This is a genomic window from Chryseobacterium oleae (genome assembly GCF_900115055.1).
GTDB lineage: Bacteria > Bacteroidota > Bacteroidia > Flavobacteriales > Weeksellaceae > Chryseobacterium > Chryseobacterium oleae.
Genome location: NZ_FOVD01000001.1, coordinates 962,388 through 988,446 on the forward strand (window position 1 = coordinate 962,388; position 26,059 = coordinate 988,446).

General features: G+C 37.7%; 26 protein-coding genes. 13 read left to right on the forward strand and 13 right to left on the reverse strand.

Annotated features, from left to right (window positions below):
• Positions 1-117: 117 nt before the first annotated feature.
• Entirely contained in the window at positions 118-798 is a 681-nt protein-coding gene (locus tag BM143_RS04285; RefSeq protein WP_090023278.1) for an XAC2610-related protein, read from the reverse strand.
• 296 nt (positions 799-1,094) lie between these two features.
• On the opposite strand from BM143_RS04285, the gene BM143_RS04290 reads away from it, so the two are divergent.
• The 8 genes from BM143_RS04290 (at position 1,095) to BM143_RS04325 (ending at position 8,628) form a co-directional block, all read left to right on the forward strand.
• Complete coding sequence (locus BM143_RS04290; protein ID WP_034728860.1) at positions 1,095-1,424, forward strand: PadR family transcriptional regulator; 330 nt, start codon at positions 1,095-1,097, stop codon at positions 1,422-1,424.
• 11 nt (positions 1,425-1,435) lie between these two features.
• Positions 1,436-3,154 carry a PspC domain-containing protein gene (locus BM143_RS04295; RefSeq protein ID WP_090023280.1) on the forward strand — a complete coding sequence of 573 codons (1,719 nt, stop codon included), beginning with the start codon at positions 1,436-1,438 and terminating at the stop codon, positions 3,152-3,154.
• A gap of 311 nt (positions 3,155-3,465) precedes the next feature.
• Positions 3,466-4,068, forward strand: coding sequence for a 1-acyl-sn-glycerol-3-phosphate acyltransferase (locus BM143_RS04300; protein ID WP_090023282.1), 603 nt, complete (start codon positions 3,466-3,468; stop codon positions 4,066-4,068).
• 78 nt (positions 4,069-4,146) lie between these two features.
• Entirely contained in the window at positions 4,147-4,578 is a 432-nt protein-coding gene (locus tag BM143_RS04305; RefSeq protein WP_034728852.1) for a PaaI family thioesterase, read from the forward strand.
• Positions 4,579-4,681: 103 nt separating this feature from the next.
• Positions 4,682-5,677, forward strand: coding sequence for a hypothetical protein (locus tag BM143_RS04310; RefSeq protein WP_090023284.1), 996 nt, complete (start codon positions 4,682-4,684; stop codon positions 5,675-5,677).
• Positions 5,677-6,753, forward strand: coding sequence for an RNA polymerase sigma factor (locus BM143_RS04315; RefSeq protein WP_090023286.1), 1,077 nt, complete (start codon positions 5,677-5,679; stop codon positions 6,751-6,753). Before BM143_RS04310 ends, BM143_RS04315 begins: the two co-directional genes overlap by 1 nt.
• Positions 6,740-7,639, forward strand: a complete 900-nt coding sequence (locus BM143_RS04320; protein ID WP_090023288.1) for an outer membrane beta-barrel protein — start codon at positions 6,740-6,742, stop codon at positions 7,637-7,639. Before BM143_RS04315 ends, BM143_RS04320 begins: the two co-directional genes overlap by 14 nt.
• 23 nt (positions 7,640-7,662) lie before the next feature.
• Entirely contained in the window at positions 7,663-8,628 is a 966-nt protein-coding gene (locus BM143_RS04325; RefSeq protein WP_090023290.1) for a chorismate-binding protein, read from the forward strand.
• A gap of 183 nt (positions 8,629-8,811) precedes the next feature.
• Here the strand turns inward: BM143_RS04325 and BM143_RS04330 are convergent, their stop codons facing one another.
• The 12 genes from BM143_RS04330 to BM143_RS04385 form a co-directional block, all read right to left on the reverse strand.
• Positions 8,812-9,006 carry a hypothetical protein gene (locus BM143_RS04330; protein ID WP_034728849.1) on the reverse strand — a complete coding sequence of 65 codons (195 nt, stop codon included), beginning with the start codon at positions 9,004-9,006 and terminating at the stop codon, positions 8,812-8,814.
• 5 nt (positions 9,007-9,011) lie between these two features.
• Positions 9,012-9,614, reverse strand: a complete 603-nt coding sequence (locus BM143_RS04335) for a MarC family protein (RefSeq protein ID WP_034728847.1) — start codon at positions 9,612-9,614, stop codon at positions 9,012-9,014.
• Between the two features lie 44 nt (positions 9,615-9,658).
• Positions 9,659-11,398, reverse strand: coding sequence for a BatD family protein (locus BM143_RS04340; protein WP_090023292.1), 1,740 nt, complete (start codon positions 11,396-11,398; stop codon positions 9,659-9,661).
• Positions 11,398-12,147 carry a tetratricopeptide repeat protein gene (locus BM143_RS04345; protein ID WP_051891283.1) on the reverse strand — a complete coding sequence of 250 codons (750 nt, stop codon included), beginning with the start codon at positions 12,145-12,147 and terminating at the stop codon, positions 11,398-11,400. The genes BM143_RS04340 and BM143_RS04345 overlap by 1 nt, the downstream gene beginning before the upstream one ends.
• Positions 12,148-12,249: 102 nt before the next feature.
• Positions 12,250-13,257, reverse strand: coding sequence for a vWA domain-containing protein (locus BM143_RS04350; protein ID WP_090023294.1), 1,008 nt, complete (start codon positions 13,255-13,257; stop codon positions 12,250-12,252).
• Positions 13,257-14,249 carry a VWA domain-containing protein gene (locus BM143_RS04355; RefSeq protein ID WP_090023298.1) on the reverse strand — a complete coding sequence of 331 codons (993 nt, stop codon included), beginning with the start codon at positions 14,247-14,249 and terminating at the stop codon, positions 13,257-13,259. The genes BM143_RS04350 and BM143_RS04355 overlap by 1 nt, the downstream gene beginning before the upstream one ends.
• Positions 14,242-15,138 (reverse strand): BatD family protein, encoded by an 897-nt coding sequence (locus BM143_RS04360; protein WP_394332557.1) that lies wholly within the window; start codon positions 15,136-15,138, stop codon positions 14,242-14,244. The genes BM143_RS04355 and BM143_RS04360 overlap by 8 nt, the downstream gene beginning before the upstream one ends.
• Positions 15,139-15,169: 31 nt before the next feature.
• Entirely contained in the window at positions 15,170-16,840 is a 1,671-nt protein-coding gene (locus BM143_RS04365; protein ID WP_139221983.1) for a DKNYY domain-containing protein, read from the reverse strand.
• Between the two features lie 23 nt (positions 16,841-16,863).
• The gene (locus tag BM143_RS04370; RefSeq protein WP_034728836.1) at positions 16,864-17,727 is read right to left on the reverse strand and encodes a DUF58 domain-containing protein; all 864 of its coding nucleotides are present in this window, start codon (positions 17,725-17,727) and stop codon (positions 16,864-16,866) included.
• A 68-nt stretch (positions 17,728-17,795) separates the two neighbouring features.
• A complete protein-coding gene (locus tag BM143_RS04375) occupies positions 17,796-18,254 on the reverse strand; it encodes a GNAT family N-acetyltransferase (protein ID WP_090023305.1) in 459 nt (152 codons plus the stop codon).
• Positions 18,254-19,258, reverse strand: coding sequence for an AAA family ATPase (locus BM143_RS04380; protein ID WP_090023881.1), 1,005 nt, complete (start codon positions 19,256-19,258; stop codon positions 18,254-18,256). The genes BM143_RS04375 and BM143_RS04380 overlap by 1 nt, the downstream gene beginning before the upstream one ends.
• A gap of 475 nt (positions 19,259-19,733) precedes the next feature.
• A complete protein-coding gene (locus tag BM143_RS04385) occupies positions 19,734-21,029 on the reverse strand; it encodes a hypothetical protein (protein WP_139221984.1) in 1,296 nt (431 codons plus the stop codon).
• 280 nt (positions 21,030-21,309) lie between these two features.
• On the opposite strand from BM143_RS04385, the gene BM143_RS04390 reads away from it, so the two are divergent.
• From BM143_RS04390 to BM143_RS04415, 5 genes are all read left to right on the forward strand, one after another.
• Positions 21,310-22,647 carry a peptide-N-glycosidase F-related protein gene (locus BM143_RS04390; RefSeq protein WP_090023311.1) on the forward strand — a complete coding sequence of 446 codons (1,338 nt, stop codon included), beginning with the start codon at positions 21,310-21,312 and terminating at the stop codon, positions 22,645-22,647.
• Positions 22,648-22,983: 336 nt separating this feature from the next.
• Positions 22,984-23,454: a DinB family protein gene (locus BM143_RS04400; protein ID WP_034728833.1), complete on the forward strand. Its 471-nt coding sequence runs from the start codon at positions 22,984-22,986 to the stop codon at positions 23,452-23,454.
• Between the two features lie 7 nt (positions 23,455-23,461).
• The gene (locus tag BM143_RS04405) at positions 23,462-24,031 is read left to right on the forward strand and encodes a hypothetical protein (RefSeq protein ID WP_139221985.1); all 570 of its coding nucleotides are present in this window, start codon (positions 23,462-23,464) and stop codon (positions 24,029-24,031) included.
• A 24-nt stretch (positions 24,032-24,055) separates the two neighbouring features.
• Positions 24,056-24,820 carry a 23S rRNA (guanosine(2251)-2'-O)-methyltransferase RlmB gene (rlmB, locus tag BM143_RS04410; RefSeq protein WP_394332553.1) on the forward strand — a complete coding sequence of 255 codons (765 nt, stop codon included), beginning with the start codon at positions 24,056-24,058 and terminating at the stop codon, positions 24,818-24,820.
• A gap of 97 nt (positions 24,821-24,917) precedes the next feature.
• Complete coding sequence (locus BM143_RS04415) at positions 24,918-25,967, forward strand: DUF6263 family protein (protein WP_090023882.1); 1,050 nt, start codon at positions 24,918-24,920, stop codon at positions 25,965-25,967.
• Positions 25,968-26,059: the final 92 nt, after the last annotated feature.

A 26,059-nucleotide genomic window follows, 5' to 3' on the forward strand; every position in this document is an offset into this window, starting at 1 on the left:
TTGAGACTGAGAGAGATTAAGAGGGTGATTTGTATTTTCAACACTAAAACCCCGATGACTCTCAAACTCATAAACCCGAAAATCTAAAACCCTCTGACCCTCAAACCTGAATCCAGGCTATTCGGTTGTTTTTTTAACCACCCATTTGTTATTGATCTTTTCTTTTATAGTGACTTTAGCAGGTTCTTCGCTCATATCACTTATTTTTTCGTAAACCAGATCGAGTCCTTTATTCGGAATAACCTGGTATTCGTAGGTGTACAGTAAAGACGCTCCGGATCTGGCATAAGTAGTTAATCTTTTACGTTTAGGATCTACATCAAATATTCCCTGGTAGGCGCTGCCAATTTCAGTAAGTTCTTTACTCAGGACAAATTGATTTCTGGTTGAGTTAAAGACGTATACATCATACGAAGCACTTCCGTAATTTCCTCCACTGCCGTTTCTCAAGGCAACATCTTCCGTTCCGTCAAAATTGAAATCATCAAATATTACGGGATCATCATGCATCAGTCCTGAAGTAAGCGGCATTACCTCTATTTTTGAAGGTTTGAAGCCTTCTTTAAAATACAAAACCATATCATCGGAAACGAGTGTCTGAATTTTTTGGCCGTTTTTATTGAACAGGATAACGTTTGCTCTATGCCTGCACTGATCGGTGAGGCATTCTTCCACATTAATTTCAGCATTATATTTTTTGGAAGCGTCTTCAGCAATAAAGCGATATTGTCCGAAGCACAAAGGCCCCAGCAGCAGCAATGCAGATAAAGGCCGGTAAAATAAAGAGGTTTTTGTCATTTGGTATAACATTAATTTAAATATTTCATGAAAATGAAGAACAAAAATACGAATCACCAGCTACAATTTGTCATTTTTTCGGTTGATTTTAACCAGATATTCAATTATCAAAATTTTGAGTAAAAATTTATTCAACTGATAATCAATATATTAAATCAATTCTTTTAAAAATTTCACTACTTTGTATTGCATATTACCATTTTAATTACATATCTTTGTAATGTAAAATCGGAAGAAGTTCATCTAGCTAGGAACATTATTCTGAAAATATAACTAATTAACAAAACTTATTAAAGATGAATACTGAAAATACCAAAGCGCAAATGCGTAAAGGAATTCTGGAATTCTGTATTTTAAGTCTCATCAACCATCGTGAAATGTATGTTTCCGACCTGATCGATGAGCTTAAAAAAGGAAAACTGGATGTAGTGGAAGGAACCCTCTATCCTCTCCTTACAAGACTGAAAAACGGCGAGTTCCTTTCCTACAGATGGGAAGAATCTACAGGAGGACCTCCAAGAAAATATTACCAGATCACAGAAAAAGGAAAACTTTTCTTGGACGAACTTCAAAATACATGGGCTGAACTGACAGCGTCAGTAAACCAAATCACTCAAAAAATTTAAAAAACAAAGCTATGAACAAGACACTCTCAATAGGACTCGCAGGTTTTTCTTTCACCATAGAAGAACACGCATATATAAAGCTCAGCGATTACCTGAATGCACTGAGAAGCTCATTGGATGCTTCAGAGGAGGAGGAGGTAATGCATGATATAGAAATAAGAATGGTAGAAATCTTCAGAGATTCTTTAGGAAAACGTGAAGTGATTAATGATACAGACGTAGAGAAAGTAATCGCACAGATCGGATCTCCTGAAAAAATCGAAGAACAGGAAGAAGCTTACTATTCTGAAAAGAACACCAAAAGAACACACCAGGCAGGCGCTGAATATACAGACAAGAAGCAACTGTTCCGTGATCCGGAAAGACAAAAAGTAGCCGGAGTATGTGCAGGACTTGCTCACTATGTAGGAATGGATATTACTGCAATGAGAGCGATCTGGCTGGGAATCTTTGTACTGGGTATTTTCACAGCAGCGATTTCTTCTTCACTGATCGGCCTTCTGTATGTTATTCTCTGGATTGTACTTCCAAAAGCGGAAACCGCTGCAGATTACCTGAAAATGAAGGGAAAGCCTATGAACTTCGACAATCTTAAGAGCGAATCCAACAAACTGGTTCAGTTTGCCAACGAATCTACTCAGAGGGTCGGAGAAATGTACAACGAAACCAAACCTTACATCAACAACGCAGGGAGCGGAGTATGGAATATCCTGAAATACTTTGTAGGTGGAATCTTCGTCCTAATGGCGATAGGAAGCATCATCGGTATATTTGTGATCTTCGGACTGTTTGGTATGGATGCAGATTTTCCAGGGGCCAATGAGATGAGATTCTATATGGATGACAACAATCTGGACAAAGTGCTGGTAGCGATCATGATCATCGGATGTTTAATTCCTACTATCCTTTTCAGCTTATTGAGCATCAAGATATTTTCTCCAAAGACTAAACTTAGAAATATCGGATGGGTAATCGGAGGACTTTTCCTTCTGCTTATCGGACTTGGAACTTATTTCGGAGTAAGCATGGCTAAGAAAAACCTGATCTACAAAGGAAGCAAGGAAGACACAGAAAATATTGCCATCAACACCACCTCTGATACCCTTTATGTAGATGTGAAGCAGGTTAATATTCCTCAGAATTTCACCGCTTACGATGATGATATTTATTCTGATAAGAAAACGGTTTACAAAGAAGATTATATCTCTGTAGAAGTTACAAGAAAACCTGAGGTGAAAACACCTTACCTGATCATTAAAAAAGAAGGAAATGGTTATAACGTTCCTGTTCAGATCAACGTACCTGTAGAAATCGTAGGAAACAAGGTAATGCTTCCAAACTATATCAAGTATCCTTACGAACACAGATTCAGACATTACAGAGTAGATTACGAATTGGTGATTCCTCAAAATGCAGTCGTAATTCCTGTGAAAAAAGACGGAATTGATTTCGACGGAGATCTTAACGGAGACGGAATCAATGATGACGATCAGGACAGAGATGAGAACGGAAATATCAGAATTGAAAAAAATAAAATTTCTGTAAACGGTTCTACAATTGAATACAACTCCGATGATAAAGACAGCCTTATCATCAACGGAAAAAAAGTTCCGAAAAATCAGGCTGACGTGGTTATTGATTCTATGAAGTCCAGCATCAAAAAGATGAACAAGAACGTAGACATCAAAATCAAAGACGGAAAAGACGAAATCTCCATACAAACTAAATAATTAACTTCAGAGAGTGCAGGAGGTGTGAATGGAAGGCAACCGTTTGAAATTCACACTCTTCTTCTCTCAGAAACCGGAAAAAAAAATCGTTATTTAGTTCGTTATGTTAAAAAAATGTTATACATTCGTGTAGTTAAAAATAATTAACCAAATCAATAAAAAACACCTTAACCATGGTACAAGTTGCATTAGAAATTGTAATGAAGATCGCAGATTTAATCAGCGGTTTGTTTTAAGAGCGATAATATTTCAATATATTTGTAAAGTATAACCTGTTTGGTTATACTTTTTTGTTTTTAATCTAAAGATATATGAGAAAACTGATAGGTAAATTAATGTTAAAGATGCTGGGCTGGAAAGTCGTCCTGCAGGGCGATGCAAAAAGTCTGAACCGATGTATCCTCGTCGTGGCACCACACACCCACAACATGGAATATCTATTGGGAAATCTTGCGTATTGGTCTTTAGAAAAGCCGTTGAAAATTATCATTAAAGATGCTCATACAAAAGCCTGGTACGGAAGTGTGGTAAGAGGACTTGGTGGAATCGGGATCGACAGAAGTCAGAAAAATGACCTGGTGAATTTCGTGGCCAAACAGTTTGATAAAGAAGATTTCAGTCTTGTAATCACCCCGGAAGGTACCAGAAGCTGGGTTCCGAAATGGAGAAAAGGATTCTATCATATGGCATTGGCGGCGAAAGTCCCTATCGTTCTGGCAGCAGGAGATTTCAAAAGAAATATTGTGTATTTAGGCTATACCATTCCTTACGAAAGAATCGCTTCTGTTCCTTTTTCCGAGATTATGGACGAGATTCAGGAATATTATATTAAAAACGATATTGTTCCTAAAATACCTGCCAACTGGAACCCGAATATTAAGGGAACCGGTACAGAGGACGAAGTTAGAAGTTAGAAGTTAGAAGTTAGCGAAAATACTTTTTGTCATTCGTTTATCAATCATCATTCATCAATTATCATTCATACCAATATAATGAAAGGTCAGACTAAAGAAGAGCTCCTTGTGTTCCTGAACAGCTGGGGAAACGGGGTAACATTAGCCAAAACACTTGAAATACAATTCATCGATATCGACGTTGAAAATGAAACCCTGACCGCTACGATGCCGGTACAGCCAAAGGTACACCAGCCGTTCGGGATTCTGCACGGAGGAGCAAGCTGTGTGTTGGCAGAAACACTGGGATCAAGCCTGTCTAATATTTTTATCGACGGCAGTAAATATTATGGTGTAGGAACGAATATCAATTCGAACCATCTTAAAAGTAAGAAAGATGGTATAGTAACGGCTACAGCACGTTTCATCAGAAAAGGAAAAACGATGCATGTTTCAGAAATTGAAATCAGGGATGAAAAAGGAATACTTATCAATCATACCACGATGACCAACAATATCATTCTGAAGTAGAGAAAAAAATCAATAAAAAACAGAAGACTCAATTTTTTTGAGTCTTTTTTTATATACTTGCTGCAACCTTTTTCATTTTTGTCATCTTATAAGAAAAAAGATTATGAAAAACTTATTTTTACTATTGTTACTTACTTTTCTGATTTCTTGCCACGATACTGATCCTGATCCTGTGCAAAAAAATGTAGTATCATTTGATGTTTATGTTGCAGGCAAAGAAAATAATAAAGCTTGTTATTGGAAAAATAATGTTAAAGTAGATTTGGTAAACGGTACCAATATAGATCCAAAAAAAATAATTGTTGAGAATAACAATGTGTACGTTTTTGCAGATGGAAATTTCTGGAAGAATAATACAAAATATGACTTATACTCCTATTTAGGCTTGCCATCTAATAGTAAATTACAAATCAGAAATTTTTATGTTAAAAATAATGATATTTATGCAGTAGGAACTTTAAGAGGAACAGCCATATATCCCATTGAACATTGTTATTGGAAAAATGGAGTAAAAAATGTATTATTCACACAGACAAACTCTAATACCGGTGGATACCTTACTGACATCACAGTCCATAACAGTGACGTTTATGTTCCTGTTATAAAATATCCGGCTCCTAATAATTCTGAAATCGGTTACTATAAAAATAATAATTATACATCCATTATACAAAATAATTCATTGGCACACGGTATAGAATCTAATACGAACGGTGTATTCATGGTTATTCATGATACAAATGCCCATACTTCTTACTATAAAAACCTGCTTACCAATACCAATCATTATTCTTCTTCCGGAGGCCGTGTAAATATCGTGTTAGATAATAGTGATATCTATTCTTTTTTTGGGCAGGCTTATTATAAGAATGGAAATACGATTCCAATAAATAATCCTAATGGATATAATGATATAACAGATTTAAAGGTACTGGCAGGTAATACATATATGATTTGTCAAATGCTTTCTCAGGCAGGTTCGCTTAATATTGCCCAGAAAGTTTTCATAAATGGAACAGAGACACAGCATATAGTACACACCGCTAATAATGTTCCTTCGGGAAATGCTTTTACCTCTGTTTTTGTGGTACAAAACTGATGCAATTCAACTGGCAAAAAATATATAGTGAAAACTCCCCAAAACTTTTGGGGATTTGCCGTAGATATGTACAGGATGTTGGCACGGCTGAAGATATTGTGCAGGATAGTTTCATTACTGCCATACAGAAAAACCATCAGCTTAAAGATGAAAAGACTCTATTTGCATGGCTAAAAAAAATTGTAGTGAATAATGCTTTACAATATATCCGAAAATCCAGCAAAGAAGTTTTCCTTACCAGCGAACTATCAGAAATCTCAGATACCTCTACCGAAATGATTGCAACCTCTGTCATTGACGAAACAAACCACATTCTAGCTTACAATTTTACAAGAGAAGAGCTCTTAAAATCTATAGACAGCCTGCCTCCTCATCACAAATCGGTCTTCAACCTATATTATATTGAAAACTATTCACATGCGGAGATTTCAAGCGTGTTGAAAATCCCTGTCAACACCTCAAAGTCACATTTAATGAGGGCGAAAAAATTTATTCAGAATTATTTGACGACCCATTTTATCAGTAGTGAAACTCAAAAAAACAAAACTTCGCAGCTTTTAATTTTCTTGGGATTTGGAGGACTATTATGGGCACAGACTTTTAAAAGTAAGTTTTCAGATTTTGCTATTTCACCCTCTAAAAGTTTTGAAATTCCTTCTGATATTCCGCTTAATACGATCTTGTTTACATCAAATAATTTTTGGAAACAAAAAATTATTATCGGATCTACTCTTTTCATTATTATCGTTGGATCTGTTTTATTATTTAATCCAAAAAATGCTTTAGTGAGAGCACTTCATTCCAATATCTCAGATTCTGAATCAAAAGAAAAATCCGTCTCATCCCATGAAACTAAAACAGATCAGGAGGAAGCTTTAAAACATAGCTCAATCTCTCAGAAATCAAATTCAGAAACCAAGAAAGATGTAGAAACAGATAATTCTTCTACTATCAAAACAAAAAACTTAGTATCTTCAAAAAAAATAATAAAAAAAGAGTACGCTGATTCCGCTTCTCATAAAGTGATTATTATAAAAAAAATCATTCAGAGAGACACTATTTATGTTGAGAGATAAACCCATTATGGCTGTAAAAAAATTAATCTTAATCATTTCTTTTCTTATTCTGTATCCTCTTAATGCCCAGAGAAAAAAGACAGATACGCTTTATGTGTATGAAAAAGTTATTGTTTATGATACCATTTATTTAGAAAAAGCCCTAAAGGTAGAACCTGTTGGTATCCATTCCAAACATTCGGTGATTATCGATCCCATTGCTGCAGATAATAAGTACATTACAATTACAGACACTACAAATGGAATAATCATTAAAACACTAAAATTCGATTTTGGTGCGGAGGCCGGAATCGGGTTAAAAAACAGCAGCTGGGCTAAAGAATCATCTGAAAACCCGCAGCAAACTGGATTCAATGCAGGAGTATGGATTTCAAGAAGCGTTTATAAGCGATTTTCGGTGATGCTTTCTGCTCATGTTTATTACTGGAATTCTACTTTTAACCTTGATGCCAATAAAGCAGAAACCTGGCTGGACGGCTACTATTTTACAGAAGACAAACAACCGCTTCTATTCCAAAAATTTAATGACAAACATCTGGAATATGCATTACAGCTGAAATTATTCTACGAGTGGAAAAAGTTCAGACCATTTATAGGTATTTTGGCCAATCAGAATGTCTACAAGATGCAGTTTATGGTTCCTGAAAACAATGTTCTGAACAAGCTGGATGATTTTAAGTCCAAAGAAATCAACTTCGGATATTCTTTTGGGATCCAATACCGGATCATGCGCAAATTTCTTCTGTCTTTAGAGTATCAGGAATACAAAATGAGGAATATTTCGTTAAAAAACTCTACTTTTAATTTTGACATTTTTAAGACTAATAATACCTTTGCTGAAAGGAAAATCAATCTGGGAATTTCCTATACGATTTCCAGCTGGTGATTTTCAAAATCTATCCATAATTAATGATTTATTTCAAACTTCCTTTCGACGAAACGTTATATTCTACCGATCAGCAACCAGACAAAGAATCCGTAAGCTTTCAGTCTTTTGATCTTTTGAGGCAGATTACTTTTGATGGTCATATCATCAACGCTTCCGAGCAGTTTGAGAACGATACCATTACGAATGAAAATCTGCTGAAAGATGAAAGTCATTTCAACGAAGAAACCAAAGACGAATACATAAAGACGCTTCATCAGGTCATTGAGGTCATTAAAGACCATGATCTTCCTAAACTCGTCTACTCAAGAAGGAAAATTTTCACCGACTTTAACGAAATCGATTGTAAAGAAAGTTTTAAAAAGCTCTGCACGTCTTATCCAAACGCTTTCAGATATATCTTTAATGACGGACAGAATGCCTGGATGGGTGCATTTTCAGAGACTTTGGGGAAATTCAATAAAACAACACACCAGTTTGAGACCATGAGCCTTGCCGGAACACTTCCGGTATCTGAAGAATGGACAGAGAAGGAAATTGAAGAGCAAAAACCCGTTACGTCTTATATCAAGGATATTCTTGAAAACTACTCGGAGAACATAGAAGTATCGGAAACCTATGATCATATTTCGGGAAACATCAAGCACCTCAGAACAGATTTTAAGGCCCGTATACAGCCTGAGGATCTCGACAGCCTTATTCATGATCTCCATCCTACTCCGGCAGTGTGTGGAATTCCAAAAGATTTCTGCAAACAGAAAATCCAGAAGTTTGAAAAATTTCCACGTGAATTCTATGCCGGCTTCATTAAAGTAGAAACCGATGCAAGTGTCATGTATTTTGTGAATCTCAGATGCGCGAGACTTTATAAAGATTCTGTACACATTTTTGTAGGTGGAGGAATCACTGCGCAGAGCGATGCAGAAAAAGAGTGGCGTGAAACGGAACTGAAATCGGAGGCTGTTTTAAAGAATCTTGTGATTTCTTAGGGTGAGAGGTGGCTTCGAGTGCCTCAGCCACCCAGAGATTTTTGCCTTATTATTTCCCGGATGTACGCTTAATTTTATAAAGCCTACCTGGTGGCTGAGGACCTCGAAGCCACCAGTAGTAAAAACAAAAAACCTCTTTCCAGCGAAAGAGGTTTTATTATATAGAATAATGTGATTCTGAGATTATTTCTTCACTCCAATCCTGCTCCATGTATCTAACACGAAAAGCAAAATCAAACCGAGAACTGCTGAAGCGATTGAAAATACAAACTTCAGGTTATCTTCTGATAAAAGATCCGTCTGCCAGTCTAATGCATAAAGATTGATGGCAATAAAAACGATAAACACAACTAGAAATACTTTATAAAACTTCTGCATGATTCTTAAAAATTAATATAGTTCTGCACCAATTGGGCAAAGTTAGCGGTGAATAATTTTATTGAAATCGCCAAAAGAATGATCCCGAAAACTTTCTGAAGAATAGACAGTGTTGCCTCCCCCATTCTGTTTTCCAGCCACTTCGCTGATTTCAGCACCAAATATACGAAAATTGTATTGAGAACAATTCCTAAAATAATATTAATGTCATGAAATTCAGCTCTCAGAGATAGTGTTGTCGTAAGGGTTCCTGCACCGGCAACCAGCGGAAACGCAATAGGGACAATGGATGCAGCTTTTGCTTCAGTGGTTTTGTTGATCTCGATTCCCAAAATCATTTCCAGGGCTATGATAAAAATCACAAAAGCTCCTGCAATGGCAAATGAGTTGACGTCTACTCCGATAAGCTTTAGAATTTTGTTTCCCACGAAAAGAAAAACAATCATGATCACTCCGGCAGTAATAGATGCTTTTCCGGCTTCTATCTGGCCAAACTTCTGCTGAAGGCTTACCACAATAGGAACAGAACCGATAATATCGATCACGGCGAAAAGAACCATAAAGCAGGTAACGATCTCTTTAATAGAGAAATCATTAAATATTTCCATCTCTTTGTAATTAATAATTTCGCAAAAATATGAAAAAAAAGTGATTATTTGCTAATTCGTGAATACAAATTAACAACTGCTTTTAAAAGTTCATCCATACCCTCTGCAGATTTCAAAGGTGAGTATTTCTCCATTTGAATTCTTTGCAACAGATTTCTGTACTCCTCCGCAACGGAAGATCCTTTATGACTTTCCAAAAATGTTCTGAATTCCTCTGAAGAACTCTTGAAATACTGATTTCTTACCTCAAGATCCATTTCTTCCAGCGTATCAAAGAACTTTGGATAATCGCCGTTATCCTTAAGATTTTCAAGATAGCTGAAATAATCATTGATATCCGTCTTCAGTGTTTCTCTGATTTCTTTTTCTGTTTCTGCCACAGAACCAAGCGGTTTCGGAGATGCTGTTTCTCTAACTAACGCTCGTTTTTTTTGCCAAGTCTTAAATAACAGATAAACCAAAAATAATCCTACAAGAATGGCAATATTGGTTAAAAGAATGTTCCAGTGGAATTTACTTTTTTCTTTTACTTTAAATGTGGTTGTTTTTAGCACCGGAGTATTTACGGTTTCTAAAAGTGTATTGGTGTACTCGTTTACCTTTTCAACCGTTGTACGGGATTCAAGGATCTGGTCATGAGAAAATGCATTCAATGCCAGGGTTTCCTGTCCAAGATCTACATATTCACGGCTTGCCGGATCAAAGAAAGCAAATTGTTCAGTCTGAATCGAGATAGCGCCTGACTTTTTAGGAATCAATACATAATTCGCAAACATTTCTCCTTTCATTCCCGTTGTTCCCGGAGCTACTTTTGAGGTAATTTTCGGGCTAAAAACTTCATAGTCCGGAGACGCTAAGATTTTTGGAATATACATATCGGGAAGGTTTCCTTCTCCCGAAACTTTAACAATCACATGGATCGGCTTTTCAACCTCTATCTTATCTTTTGATGCATTATAAACATTCACACTGAAGTTCCCGACTGCATTTTTGAAGCATTCAGGGGATCCTTCCGGAAGTTTTTTTACATTAAGCTTTACTTTATTAGAAACAATTTTATTTTTATTCGCATAAGAGCTTACCGATGCTGATACGGAAGAAACTTCTACATAGCCTGCTTCGTTAGGAAACACCATAAATACCGCCAAAGTCTGTGAAGCCATATTTCCTGCCCCGGAAGGATCAATCTCCGATTTGCTCATGCTTATCGCATGTACATTGATGTTATCCTGATGCGGAAGACGGACATCTTTCACCTTTCTGAAATTGTCCATGTTTTTAGAGTACACCCTCAAAACGGCTATGGTTGGCTGATCCTGATATACCTCACGGTCTTCAATCTCCATATTCAGATACATCTCGCTGGCCATATTCGTAGCAAGAGATCTCTTTTCAATAATGTCTTTTATATTAACGTCGAAAGGTTCGGTCTTGTAAATCTTGTTATTAACCGTTACCAATACGGAACCAATCTTTACCTTCCCTTTTTTCTTGGGCTCAAGAGCAATTCTGGTTACTTTTTGAGTAATAAGGGTATTGGTAGCCGGGTCGATCACGGTATTGGTTACTGATCCGCTTCCAATGATGGTAAATTTCGAAAGATCGGGAAGCTGAAAACGGGTCTGTGGCTCAAGGTCTACTCCATTAAGTTCGAGAATAATCGTAAGGTTCACAATGTCCTTTCCATTATAATCTGTTTTATCGGACTCCATAAACAGGTTAACCTGTCCGTAAGAAATTACGGATGCAAAAATAAATAATATGTAAAATAATTTCTGCTGCATCACCAATCTTTTTCGTTGCTCTGAGGCGTCGAATAAGAGTTCTTATTTAAGATTTTTCTGGCGGTTTCTTTTTCTTTTTCGCTTACTTTATCTAATATGGCATTTTCTAAGTCTTTAGGGATCTTCCCTTCATTGTTCTGGTCCTGCTTAGGAGTATTCCCCTGATCGCTTTTCCCTTCATTCTGCGGGCCATTGCCCTGATCCTGTTTCTGATCTTTTTTATCGCCTTTCTGATCATCCCCTTTGTTCTGATCATCACCGCCGCCACCGCCTTTTCCTGAGTTATTCTTCTCGTTCTTTTGCTGCTGCTTTTCTTTTTCTTTCAGCTTGGCAATTTCAAAGTTCTTTCTCGTCGCTTCATTATAAGGATCCTGTTTCAGGGCCTGCTTATAATAATCAGCCGCTTTTTCCGGCTGGTTCATCTGCATATACGTGTTTCCAAGGTTGTGAAGGGCAGCCGTTTTATCAGGCAGGGTTTGTGAAAGCTTTTGGGCTTTGTCAAATTCTGCTTTGGCCTCTTCATACTTCTTGCTTTTATACAGTGCATTCCCCAGGTTATAATGAGCTGTAAAATCTTTTTCATTCTTTTTTACCGCCTCCATATACTTGGAAGATGCTCCATCATAATCTTTACCGTTGAATTTCTGATTGCCTTCATACACCAGTGTACGATAGTTTTCCTGCCCAAACATGAGGTTTGAGAATGATAAAGCAATTAGAAACGATAAAAAAATGATTTTAGTATTCATCAAATGCAAAATTATTCGTTTATATGTTAATAAACAGACTTCTATTTGTTAAAGTTCGGTTAAAGTATTTATTTAAAATCTTGATAAACAAAGAATAAAATATTATACGTTGAAATCTTTTTTCGGGTTCAATATATAAATTAAAAAGAAGAAGAAAATGGATACTATTAAAAAATATTGATAATAATGATTCGCGTTCTGAGATCTCACCAAAGTCTGTGCGGATGAAGCCTTTTTATTCATGGCATCGATGATCTTATTAGGCGCCTCATTGATGTTGTTTCCATCGATATAATCCCCTCCTGTAGATTCTGCCATTTTTTTAAGGGCCTCGGTCTGTCTTTTGGAAATAACCGTTCCTCCATCCATATCCGTTTTGTAGCCCATCAGCTGTCCGAAAACATATTCCGGTACCGGTGCGCCTTCGTCTGTTCCTATTCCTACTGATGTTATGGAAATTCCTTCCCTATTAGCCAGTCGGATGGCTGCATTGTCATTCCCTTCATTATCTTCACCATCGCTCAGCAGGATGACCTTTCTTGACCCTTTGCTTACATTTTTAAACTTTTCAGCGGCGGCCTGCATTCCTTTCAGAAAATCCGTCCCCTGAATCTTCATAGAACTTGTCTCCAAAGCACTTATGTACGTTTCCGCAGTTCCGTAATCTGTCGTAAGCGGCATAATGGAAACTGCTTCCCCAGCAAAAATCACAATCCCGATCTTATCATTCTTCATCTTCTGCATAGTGCTCAACATCAGATTCTTTGCTTCTATGAGACGGCTGGGATCAATATCTTCCGCATTCATAGAATTGGAAACATCCAGCATGAATATTACGTTATTAAGTCTTTGATTGGTTTTCACTTCTTCCGAACCATTCAACAGGTCGATAATGGAAAATATCAGGAAAAGTGTTCCCAAAAGATATAGAACAGGGAAAAATTTTGTAAATCCCGATCTGTTTTCAAATAAACTATCGTGAAATCTGCTGTCTGCAAAAATCTCCCTCTTTTTCTTTTTCCACTTCAGATAGCGGACCAGAAAGAAAGACAGCAGCGGCAAAAGCAGCAACAAAAGTAAATACCAGTAATTTCCTAAAGACCAATTCATCAGCTTAAAAATTTATATAATACCCATCGCAGTAATGCATCAAAAAACAGCATTCCCAATGCGATCCATAGGAAGATTTTAAAATATTCATCATAGTTGTACAGCTTGGAAACCTTAATATCAGATTTTTCCAACTGGTTGATTTCATCATAAATTTCCTCCAGACTGCTGTTGGAAGTCGCTCTGAAATACTTACCTCCTGTAGTCTGCGCCACTTCTCTCAAAGTATTTTCATCAATCGTTACTTCCGTTTCAGTGAAGATCAGATCCCCGAAAATATCCTGTGAGGTAGGCATCAGTGCAAAACCATTGGTTCCGATCCCTATGGAGTATATTTTTATATTATTGTTTTTGGCCAGTTCTGCAGCGACTTGCGGAGGTATTGCATTTTGAATATTGCTTACTCCGTCCGTCATCAAAATTACCACCTTACTTTTAGCTTTGCTTTTGGTCAGGTGATTGACCGCTACGGAAAGTCCTTCTCCAATCGCTGTTCCTGGCTCAAGGCCTGCAGAATTAAGGTTTTTAATTTCGTCAATAACCACCTGATGATCCGAAGTCACCGGTACTTTGGTAAATGCTTCTGCAGCATAAGCCACAACCCCTATTCTGTCGTTCGGGCGCTTTTGAACAAACTTGGTGGCAATATCTTTTAATGCAGTAATACGGTCCGGACTAAGGTCTTTCGCAAGCATACTCAGTGAAACGTCTATAGAAAGCATAATATCTACCCCTTTGGTATCATCCCGGTCCTGAGAGACTGTAAAAGTTCTCGGTCTGGCCATCGCAATAATCAGCGCAGAAAGAATGATATATTTCGAAAGTTTAAGCAAAACAAGCACGGCACGGATTCCTCCACTGTCATCCATATTCTGGATGGTAGGAACTTTTATGCCTTTCCTTTGCTTTCCACCCGCATCTTTAATAAAAAGGGGAATGAAGAGCAGAAAAAGAAGCAGGAACCACGGACTGTAAAATTCAAAATCAGGCATCCTTTCTTAAGTTTTCAAATTCTAAATCTTTTGATGATCTCTTCACAAAATCGCGGATATCTGCAAAATCTTTTTCCATGGTCGTCTGATCAGGGAAAGTCTTGGCAAATTTCACCAGGTCTCCTCTTAAAAATACATCTTCCACGATCTTTTCGTTTTCCTGGGAAATGGTGTTGTTCTTTTTCATAACCTCAATAAGATCGTCGGTAAGAAGAACATCCGCCGGGAGATGGTACTGTTTGGCGATGAATGTTCTTGATATCTCTATTAATTCAACATAAAAGGAACGGAAATTACCGCCTTCAATGTATTTTTTCTTTTTTAAGGAATCCAGCTCTTTTAAAGTCTGATTGGTTGCAACCGCAGGTGAGCTTTTCGATTTTCTGCCCCATTTGATAAACATAATGACGGCAATAATCAGTGCAATCACCGCAAGAGCAGCGAGAATGTAAAACTTATAGAGTTCCCAATAATCTTTGGTTTCAAGCTTTACTTCTTTATTATTCATGATGTCATTGATCTGATCGGCCTTTTGAGCGGTATTGATCACATCAATTTCATAAGGAATGGTTTTTAAAATCTTTCCTCCTACATTGAACTCCAGTTCGGGAATGGTAAATTTCCCCTCGTCATAGACAGAAAACTCAATTTTTCTCTCGTAGAAATTCTGATTCTGTCCGATGCTGTCTTTAATTTCCTCAAAATGGAAAGGAAGCAGCTCGTTTTTAGGCGCAGCCACGACCTGCAGGTCATGCACATTGTCAATTTTAATCGTTAAGCGATTGACTTCACCTAAAGCAAGGGTCTTCTTTTCGAGCTTCGAGGACAATATCTGTGAAAAAGCATTTCCACCGATAAGAAAAAATATAATTAAAAATATGTTCTGCAATTTCATTCTTTATATCAATACTGCCTTACTGCTAATAAACAGAAGGCTTTAATTCAAATTCTTTAATTCCGTCATGCCATCCCGCAGGAAGTTCCATGCCTAAATTCCGTATCACAACTTTGCCAGATATCATTACAAGCCAAAATCCTGAATCATTTCTGAACAGATAATAATTGGATGAAGGATTTCTGTCTAATCCACATCCGGGTCTGTATCCTGTAAACACGCCCAAAAGCTGAGCATTTTTACTGTCTATCATTTTATAGTTTCCACTATAAATATAATCTTTATCCTTTAAAAAATTTCCGAAAGTTTCCACAGTCTGCGGATCTATTCCTTTTATTGTTGTCAATTTACTGTTTTCGCCATATCCGATATACCGGTATACATTCTTTGAATCTTTATAAAAATTCCAATTAGCACCTACACTGGTAAAGCTTCCTGCATCTGCATCTGTTTCCTGACCATGACAGTAGATCTTACCATCTGCCAGATAAAGATTCTGGCTAAACTGCTTTTCTATTTTTCTGTCTTCTATTTCTTTTGACAAATTCAGGGTATTTTGTCTTGCTGCAGCCAGCTTTCCGTCTGTAAGGTTTTTATAAATAACCTTATTCCATGGATCGTACGCCTGATTTTTGTAGACAATATACCAGGAATTATCTGTTATAAAAAGATTCTGTTCCGAAACATCATCCGTATAATCAAAAGGGAATTTTTCATTCACAGCCTTCTTCAGTTTTTCTGAATATATTTTTTTGTACACTCCTTTTTGGTCATAAAAGAAATCTGAGTGGGGAAGCATTCCAAAGGTCTTCGCATCCAGATCAGTATCCTGTTTTCCATCCGCCATCCATATCGAATGACCGTCTGAAAGATAGGCGGAATTGACCTGATCCCATGCCTTCAGATTTTTGAAATATCCCTTTACCGGAAGTTTCTCCAGATTATAATAAACATTTTTTGCATCCGCAGAAAACCTTCTTGAAAGCGGCCGGATTGTTTTTGCATCCATTTCCGGATGTGGCCTCATATCTCTGGAATATACTTTTGTTTTAGTTTTGGCCAGTGCTTCGTTTATAGAAAACAAAACTTCATTATTCACTTTGGCTATTTTTCCGTTAAGATATAAATAGTTTTTGTCATAAAAATATTCCCTGCAGGCTTCAAATGCCGTCTTTACATCTGCATCCGGCATCTTTTTATCACGGTAATAGATGAAATTTTTATCTTTATAATAGTCACCATTCGCACAATAAGCCGGCATGAAAGTATCCGGATCCGAAACCTGAATCTGTGTAAAGTTTTTATATACTTTTCCCTTTACTTTCCAAAGTGCCTCCTGATGATCACCAATCTGTCCTACTATTTTGAATCCGGTTGTATCTATTTTGATATAATCTCCCTTATAATAAACTCCTTCTTTATCCAATGCAAAAAAGCCTTCAGAATTGTTTTTAGGAATAGTGAGATCCTTTCCTTTTACCGGCAGGTATTTTCTGGTATTACAATCGTGATAGATCACACTATGTTCATTACGGAGATAAACAGGCTCCATCACATATTTACACTGACTGGCCGGAACTTTTAAACTACTATTCACCTCCGGTTCCACTACCGATACTTCAGCAGTCACCGTTTTGTTTTGTCCAAAACAAAATACAGAAGGTAAAAGCAATAGTATAAAAGTGTTTTTTTTCAATAGGAGAAAGTTTGTTATTAGAATTACTTCTTCTGGAAATAATTATACAGCATTTTGGAATAGTCAGCACCTGTGCTCATATTCATAAAGCTGGCCGAGCTGTTGGCAAAATCTTCTTCCAGAGCGCGGACTTTCTGTTTTTGGGCTTCGGCAAACGTATACCTCCATCTTGCGCTGGACGTATTGGCCCAGACTTCTTTTCCTGTTTCGGCATCATGCAGGAGCGCATAACCTACATCAGGGATTTCATTATCTTTTTCGTCATAGATTCTCATTCCGAGCAGCTGATGTTTTTTGGAGGCTACTCTCAGCATTTTGGAGTCATAGGTATCTTCAAAATCCGAGAACAGAAAAACCAGAGATTTCCTTTTAAAAATCCCCATCATATATTCCATCGCCTTATCAATTTTTGACACGGCAGGCACATAATCGGCGGTCAGAATATTACTGATGATCGAAAGAATATGCTTTCTGCCTTTCTGCGGCGGAATCACTTTATATACTTTATCAGCAAACAGGATCAGTCCTACTTTATCATTATTTCCGGCAGCAGAAAATCCAAGGCTGGCAGCGATTTCAGCTACATATTCCCTTTTCAGCTGGTTTTTGGTTCCATAATCCATAGAGGCGGAAATATCTACCACAATCATCATGGTGAGTTCCCTCTCCTCTTCCATTACTTTAACGAACGGCTCACGAAATCGGGCTGTTTTGTTCCAGTCGATTCTTCTGATTTCGTCTCCGAACTGATAAGGGCGCACTTCCGAGAAAGTCATCCCCTGTCCTTTAAAAGCACTGTGATACTGTCCCATAAGCGAAGCTTCCGTCTTCTTTCGGGTACGGATTTCTATCTGCTTTACTTTTTTTACAATATCTTTTATTTCCATAATACGGGTGCGGGTTTCGAGTTTTCGGGATGCGCTTCCATCTTCTAACTTCCTTTCTTCCCTTCTCTTTAATCCTTCAGTTCAATCGAAACATTCAGCCATTCACTGTCAAATTTCGGGCTGTATTTTTTATAAAAATTAATGGCGGGCTCGTTCCAGTTCAATACCTGAAAAACCATTCCGCTGTACTGGTTTGATTTTCCGTATTCCAAAGTGGCATCAAACAAAAGTTTTCCAATCTGTTTTCCTCTCATTTTTTCGGTAACCACCAGATCTTCGAGATACAGCCTTCTTCCTTTCCAGGTTGAAAATCTGTCGTAATACAGGGAAATTCCTACTATTTCATTATTGAGTTCAGCAACAAAAGCTCCCCAAACCGGAGATTTACCGAAACCGTCTTCGATAAATTCATCCAACGTTAAAGTCACTTCATGAAGTGCTTTCTCATATTCTGCCAGTTCGCGGATCAGCTCCAGCATGGGAGCACAATCTTCCTGAATCGCTTTTCTGATGACTACTTCACTCATTACGGTGCCTGAATTTTAGCCAATATTCTGCTAACAATCTCTTCTGCTGTAATTTCTTCCGCCTCAGCTTCGAATGTAAGACCAATTCTGTGTCTTAATACATCCTGTGCCAATGCTTTCACATCTTCAGGAATCACAAAAGCTCTTCCCTTCAGGAATGCATACGTTCTGGATGCAATCGCAAGGTTGATGGATGCTCTTGGAGAAGCTCCGAATCCGATGTAGTTTTTAAGCTCGGAAAGTCCGTAGTTTTCAGGATAACGGGTTGCAAAAACCATATCCAGAATGTATTTTTCGATCTTTTCATCCAGATAAATCTGGTTGATCAGTTCCTTCGCATCTACAATATCCTGCAGTGAGATCACAGGCTTTACAACAGGTTGGTGAGAAGTTGAAACCATTCTCATCACGGTTCTTTCATCTTCAAAATTCGGATAATCTATTTTACATTTCAGCATAAAACGGTCGCTTTGAGCTTCCGGAAGCAGATAGGTTCCTTCCTGATCGATAGGGTTCTGAGTAGCCAGTACCAGAAACGGCTTTGGAAGCTTCATGGTTTCGTCACCAATCGTTACCTGCTTTTCCTGCATCACTTCCAGTAGTGCCGACTGAACTTTTGCCGGTGCACGGTTGATCTCATCCGCCAATACAAAATTCGCGAAAACAGGACCCTTTTTTATGGAAAAATCGTTGTCTTTAATATTGAAGATCATGGTTCCCACCACATCTGCCGGAAGCAAATCCGGGGTAAACTGTATCCTTGAAAATTCACCGTGAACAGCTTCTGCCAGGGTTTTTATCGCCAGGGTTTTTGCCAGTCCGGGAACCCCTTCCAAAAGAACGTGACCATTTCCAAGAAGTCCCACCAAAAGGCGGTCTATCATATATTCCTGTCCAATAATCACTTTGTTGATTTCCTGTCTCAGAAGAGAAAATAAGTAGTTTTTTTCTTTTACTTTTTCCGTCAACTGGCGGATATCTTCGGCTTGATATGTATCTGACATAGCTTTAATTAAAATAAGTGGTAAATTTCTGATAAATACTGGCATTAATCAACATAATGAATGCCATTTTTGAGTTAAAGTTTGTTAAATATTCCTGTATTAATAAAGCAACGGAATGCATACAAAACAACTTTCACTGTATAAAATGAATTCATACAGTGAAAGTTACGGTAATATTTTCTGATAAACAGAGTGTTAAATTGTGAATTGTCAATTTTGCTTCGCAAGTGAAGGGTGAATAGTTCTACGATGATAAATTCACTACTGACGATTCACCATTCATGAAAGTTTCATTTCAATGGTCAATTTTGCTGCGCAAGTCAATGGTGAATGATTCTCTGCTAGTAAAAATTCACTATTGACGATTCAAGATTCATGAAAGTTTCATGTCAATGGTCAATTTTGCTGAGCAAGTCAATGGTGAATGGTTCTCTGCTAGTAAAAATTCACTATTGACCATTCACAATTCACCTTATTAAAGTTTAATAATCTTAATGGTAAAGACATTTTCCGGCATATCAACGGTTTCTTCATACGCTCCGACGTTGATAAAATATTCAGTTCCTGCCGTCGTGGTGAAGGTATAGGTTTCTGCAGCTCCGCCACCGCCGGCATCTACTGCTTTTATACATGTTAAAGTGGAGCATGTCCCGCTATAAATATCCATTTGCGGATCATAAGCACTGCCCGCAGGCATTGTGATTCCTAAGGTAAACTGACCACCGTCTCCTGTAAACTTAAACCAGGTTCCGTCATTCATTGCATCGGCACATGAGGTTATGAATCCATTATTATTAGTGGCAGATACGGCATCACTTTGTGTGTATTCATAAGGGAAAGCAGAGGCTGCAAACGCTCCCGAACAGGCATCATTGGCAGGAATGGGAGGAATGGTTTTAAATGTAATATCAGCACATCCTAAAGACTCAAGACCGGCTGAAACTGCGGTAACTTTGAAATAATAGTTTGTATCACGGTTAAGGGCAGTGGATGGGGTAAAATTAACCCCTGTTACAGACTGCTGATTAACAATATCTGTTCCCCCGGGAGTTGTTCCCAGTGAAATTTTATAGGAATCCGCCCCTTGAACTGCCAGCCATCTGATATTGGGAAGCAATGATACAAACTGGGTACCATTTGTAGGATAATTCACAAAAGGACATGAAGGTCCTGCCTTTGGCGTCAATCCTGAAATCGTAACTGCAGATTTATAATCCGCTCTTATTCCTCCAGGTGGCGCTGCAGGATCAACTACTGCTCTATCCCCCTTGTAATAAAGGGTAGAATACGGTAAATGAGGATATACCCGGAACGCTTCATCAAAATTGTTAATATCAATACTTTGTGCATTTTCCTTAGCAGCGATTACTAAATTATCTATGTTATTATAGGCAAATGGAGTGGTAAAAGTAACTTCGACTTTATTATTGGTTTTGGTCACAGTCCCTGTAAAAACCTGAGTCAGCTGTGCAGCCGGAATCCAGTCTGTACCGGATGTAAATGCTGTTTTTGCCGTATGTCCTACATAAACGGTCCAGTCCGAAGAATCATTGATTGTAGCAGATGGATCCAGATAAAACGTAAGACCTGTAATATTTCCTGCAGCTGTAGCATTCAATTCCTGTTTAGGGTAGATCTGCTGAACGTATGAATAGGAAAAAAAACTGCTTATGGGTGCCGTTCCGACATTGGTGCTTGTGATGTTTAAATTGATCTGGGCATTAAACGCCGAAACTATCAATAACAAGGACAAAAGTAAAATTCTTTTCATAATTAATAAAATCATCAATAACAATGTTGCTAATTTAATAATAAAGTTTTGATATTTATAACAAATATGATTATTTCACTCATTGGATTAATTATTTAAATCATTATTAATAAAACGATGTATAAAAACAATTCAATAAGAATATTTAATAAAAACCATTCACACTCATTTATAAATATTTTACACAATTAATAAGAAAACAGCGTATATTTTAAAATTAACCAACCAGAAAACAACTTTAAATAGATATTTTAATATATTTGTAACAAATGCCAATCATATGTATAAAAAGCTATTTTTTGCGGGTCTTTTTTTCGCGGGTCTTTATAAATCACAGACAACCAATAGAATGAATCTGATTTCAGATGCAGTTTATTATGACGGTTATGCTCCTACGGTATCCGATCCGGTTCCAGCAGGTCTCATCAGGCTGGGAAACACCAGATATGCAAGGAAACTGACAGATGCTGAGCTGAATTCGTTTAAAGCAAAAATTGCCATGAGGGTGAGCATAGGCGCTCTTTGTGACAACTATGACCGTCTGGGAAGTGTTTATTTAGCCATGGTTCCGAAAAATCAGCCTACTTATACAATGAATGATGCGAATGTAAAAAGGATTGAAGTTGGCAGATACATTACCCCATTCATGAGTAAAAACCGTACTCCTAATGAGGTTCCTTACACCTATGACTTAAGTAATATGTACAATGTATTTCATGATGCCGCATTTCGCACAAGCTATGATATGTATATGGAACTGGATGTGTTCGGTGTTCCTTATGCTGCACAGACACAGGTGGCAGGATGTGCAGGCAGAATTGATGTTTTCTCAGGAAATCTTACTTTTTTCTCAACAGATACGGGAGCTACCATTACGGACCACAACTCTATTGTTCCTATATTAACGTATAAGACATTAAATAACTATAACAGCACGGATGTTCCCGGTGAAACGGTTAGAATTGTGAATTTCAACCTTCCGAGTGCCGTTACCAATGCACGTTTCTTTGTAATATCCACTCCTCACGGAGCCAACAGTGGCGGTGAAGAGTATGTAAGAAGACAGAATTACACGTATATAGATGACGTGCAAATGCTTACCTATACTCCCGGAGGGATTTCCTGCGAACCATTCAGAGTATATAATACACAGGGCAACGGAATCTATGGGGCAGCTCCGAAATCATTTGCAGAATGGACTTCATGGAATAACTGGTGTCCGGGCAATTCAGTTCCGATCAGAGGATTCAGCATGCCTAATTTAACCGCTGGAAATCATACTTTAAAGCATACCATTCCGACCGCCGTTTTCAATCAGCAGCAGGGAGATGTCTACTTATCTGTCTATATGCAGGGCAAAAGCAGTGCAGTACTGGATGTAAAAGATATCAAGACGGTGGATGTGAGCATCTATCCTAACCCTACTTCAGATTTCGTGAATATAAGATCCAAGTCGGATGTAGCTTCAGTCACTGTTTTCAGTATCGAAGGAAAAAAATTAGCCGAAACCCGTGGAGAAAATAAAATAGATATTTCAACATACCCTGCAGGAGTGTATTTGCTGAATATTATTCTAAAAGACGGAATAACTTTCAAACACAAGATCATCAAAAAATAGATATACTTAATCATATCTTATCTAAAACATACAACTCCTTTGAATATTTTCAGGGGAGTTTTTTTTTGTTTCGAGATGCGAATATGGGGTACTGGATTTGGGTTTCGTATTTCGAAGCGCCCAACAACCAGTAACCGTCATTATCAAACCTCAACTTAACTCTCAAACCCCAAAACGCTCCAACTCTCCGACTCTCCAACTCGCAAACTCTCCAACTCTCAAACCCACTTTCACCTCTTTTTTCACCATTTAAGAACATTTAATTTAATCCTTTAACCAAAAAATTGTCACTTCCAGTTTATTAGACTATTTTTGGTGATTAAAAAATTTTGTAAAATGAATTATCATTTTCAAGCACACAGACAGGTGAGAAAGAACCTTTTAGGCATCTTACAGAACACTTCGCATGAAGATCTTCTGTTGATTCCTGATGGTTTCAACAACAATATGTACTGGAATATTGCACACACCGTTGCTACCCAGCAGTTGCTGCATTATTATCTGAGCGGAAATCCCTTCAGAATTGATAAATATTGGATCGAAACCTACAAAAAAGGCACTCTCCCGAACCTGAATGTACAAAAATCCGAAGTGGAAGACCTTGAGTTTTTACTCACTGAAACTTCAAAGATTTTGATGAAAGATTATGACAGTGATTTCTTTTCAGACTACACACCGTACACCACGAGTTTCGGGATGGATCTGAAAAGTATTCAGGATGCCATCATCTTTAACAATATGCATGAAAGCCTGCATTATGGCTATATCATGGCACAGAAAAGAGCAATATTGGGCGAAAAATATTAGTAATTTGATGAAGAAAATTTTCTTTTTACGGTTTCTCCTTTTTGGATTACTCATCTTCAGTATGGTGAATTGTTCCCCTAAGAATGAGACAGTAAAAACGCAGTCTGCTGACAACCTTACCAAGCCATCAGCTGATACAGTTTCAGAGGTTCATCAACCGGAAATAAAAGCCCCTGAGAACTGGAAAGACATTTTCAAATCTGTTCCAAAAGAATGGACGATGCTTACCAAAAAAGACTCTGGATATATCATCTATATTCCATGTGATTATCAAAACCAAAAGATCATTTTGAGTCACGAAGGAAAATATGCATTGGAACACATCATTGGGCAGGATGCTTATTATTTTGAGATCAAAAATATTACCAAAAAAGGAAGTACATACCTTTTTGAGCTGCATGAGGAAAGTGCAGAAAAAGGGCAGGAAAATGTAAATTATACATTGGATATAAAGGATAACAACCAGGCAGTATGGGGCGTTTATAATGACGTAAGAAAATTAACGGAGATCACAACTACAGATTCAGGCTTTGAAAGCAAGTACAAAACCGTAGAAGAACCTCCCTGCCTTGACTAAGTTTAACAACAGAAAAAATAAATTTTGACAAACGAAAACAAAAAAGACGATTTCATTTTCGGACTTCGTCCTGTAATAGAAGCTATTGAAGCGGGAAAAACGATTGATAAGATCTTTGTGCAGAATGCACTTCAGGGTCCTATTTATGCCGAGCTAAAGACTATTTTAGCCAAACATAAAATTCGTCCCAACTATGTTCCGATTGAAAAACTGAACCGTTTTACAAGAAAAAATCACCAGGGTGTAGTTGCTTTTATTTCAGATGTTCCGTTTCACAGAGTGGAAGATATTGTTCCGCAATTGTTCGAGGAAGGAAAAACACCTTTCCTTTTAATTCTTGACAGACTTACGGACGTGAGAAACTTCGGAGCGATTTGCAGAACAGCAGAATGTGTTGGGATAGATGCCATTATTATTCCTGAAAAAGGAGGAGCACCTATTAATTCAGATGCTATCAAAACATCTGCAGGAGCACTTTACAATATCAAAATCTGTAAGGAACCGAATCTTGCTCATGCGGTAGATTTCCTTCAGCAAAGCGGTATTTCTGTATTTGCAGCGACTGAGAAGGCTCAGAAACTGATCTATGATGTGAATTTCACGGAGCCTTGTGCTATCGTGATGGGGAATGAAGAAACAGGAATTTCTAAGGAAGTAATGCACCATTCAGACGAAAAAATAAAGCTTCCGATCGAAGGAAAAACACAGTCACTGAACGTTTCTGTAGCATGCGGAGCTATTTTGTATGAAGCAGTAAGACAAAAAATCGTAGCGGCTCCAAGTGTGTAATCAGTAGGGGCAGAAGTGTTTTATGATGACGTTTATGGTATCGTTATTGATACACAGAACGGAAATATCAGTAAAATTTAAACTTAAAAAATTTCAAATGAAAAACGTAGCAGCATTAATGCTTATCTCATCTATAGCTCTTGTATCTTGTAAAAAAGAAACGGCAACCATCACTAAAGTAGATCCTAAAACAGGAAAAACAGTTACGGTAGAAGTTCCTGCCGATTCTGTAGCTAAAGTGGCGGAAAACCCGGCGATCAAAGATTCTGCAGGAGTTTTCACTCAGACGTTCAAACTGGAAAAAGGAAAGACTTATCCTCTTACCACATACCAGAGAGACGTAAAAACGATGGAAGATCCTCAGGGAAAATCAATCACAGCAACGAGTGAGTCTACAGATGAAATGAATTTCACAGTAAACGATATCAAGGGAAATGTATATGACATGACGCTTAATCTTGTGGCTAAAAGAAATTCACAAAGTGCACAGGGTAAAACCATCATCGTAGATACCAAGCAGGCTATTCCTAAAGAAGATGACCTTAAAATGATCTGGAATATCAACAGAGCACTTACGGGTAACAAGCTTAACATGAAAATGGACACTAAAGGAAATGTGATCTCCATTACAGGTTTTGATGCGGTGTACACGAAAGTAACCACTGCGGTAGGAACTCTTGTTAAAGATGCCAATCAAAAGGCAAGCGTTGTAGCCAGTCTTAAGGAAACTTTCAACGAAAAAGTATTGAAAGAGCAGCTTTCTAAAAACTTAACGATCATCCCTAAAAAAGGAGCTAAAATCGGAGAGAAATGGACGACTACTGAAAATGCGGATGTAAGCGGAACCATGAAGGTAACTTCAAATTATACATTAAAAAGTGTAGGAAACGGAACTGCAGAGATTTCTGTGACAGGAGGAATTCCTAAGAAAACGGAAAAGAAAACGCAGGGACCTATTACGCACAGTCTTAGCAGCGAGCTTGCTCAGAACGGTGTGATTAAGTTTGACCAAAGCACAGGATGGATCGCGAACCAGAATATTGATGTAAAAACAACACAGACCGAGACAATTTCAGACGGAAAACAGTCACAGTCTATGAAAAGCATCTCAAAATCTTCTGTGATGATCAATCCTTCTGCAAAATAATTGAATTAAAGACGTTTTAAAGTCTGAAGATTTAAGATTGAAAGGGTATGGGAGTTTGAGAGAAAGTTGTTATCGTTGGTAATCACTTTCTG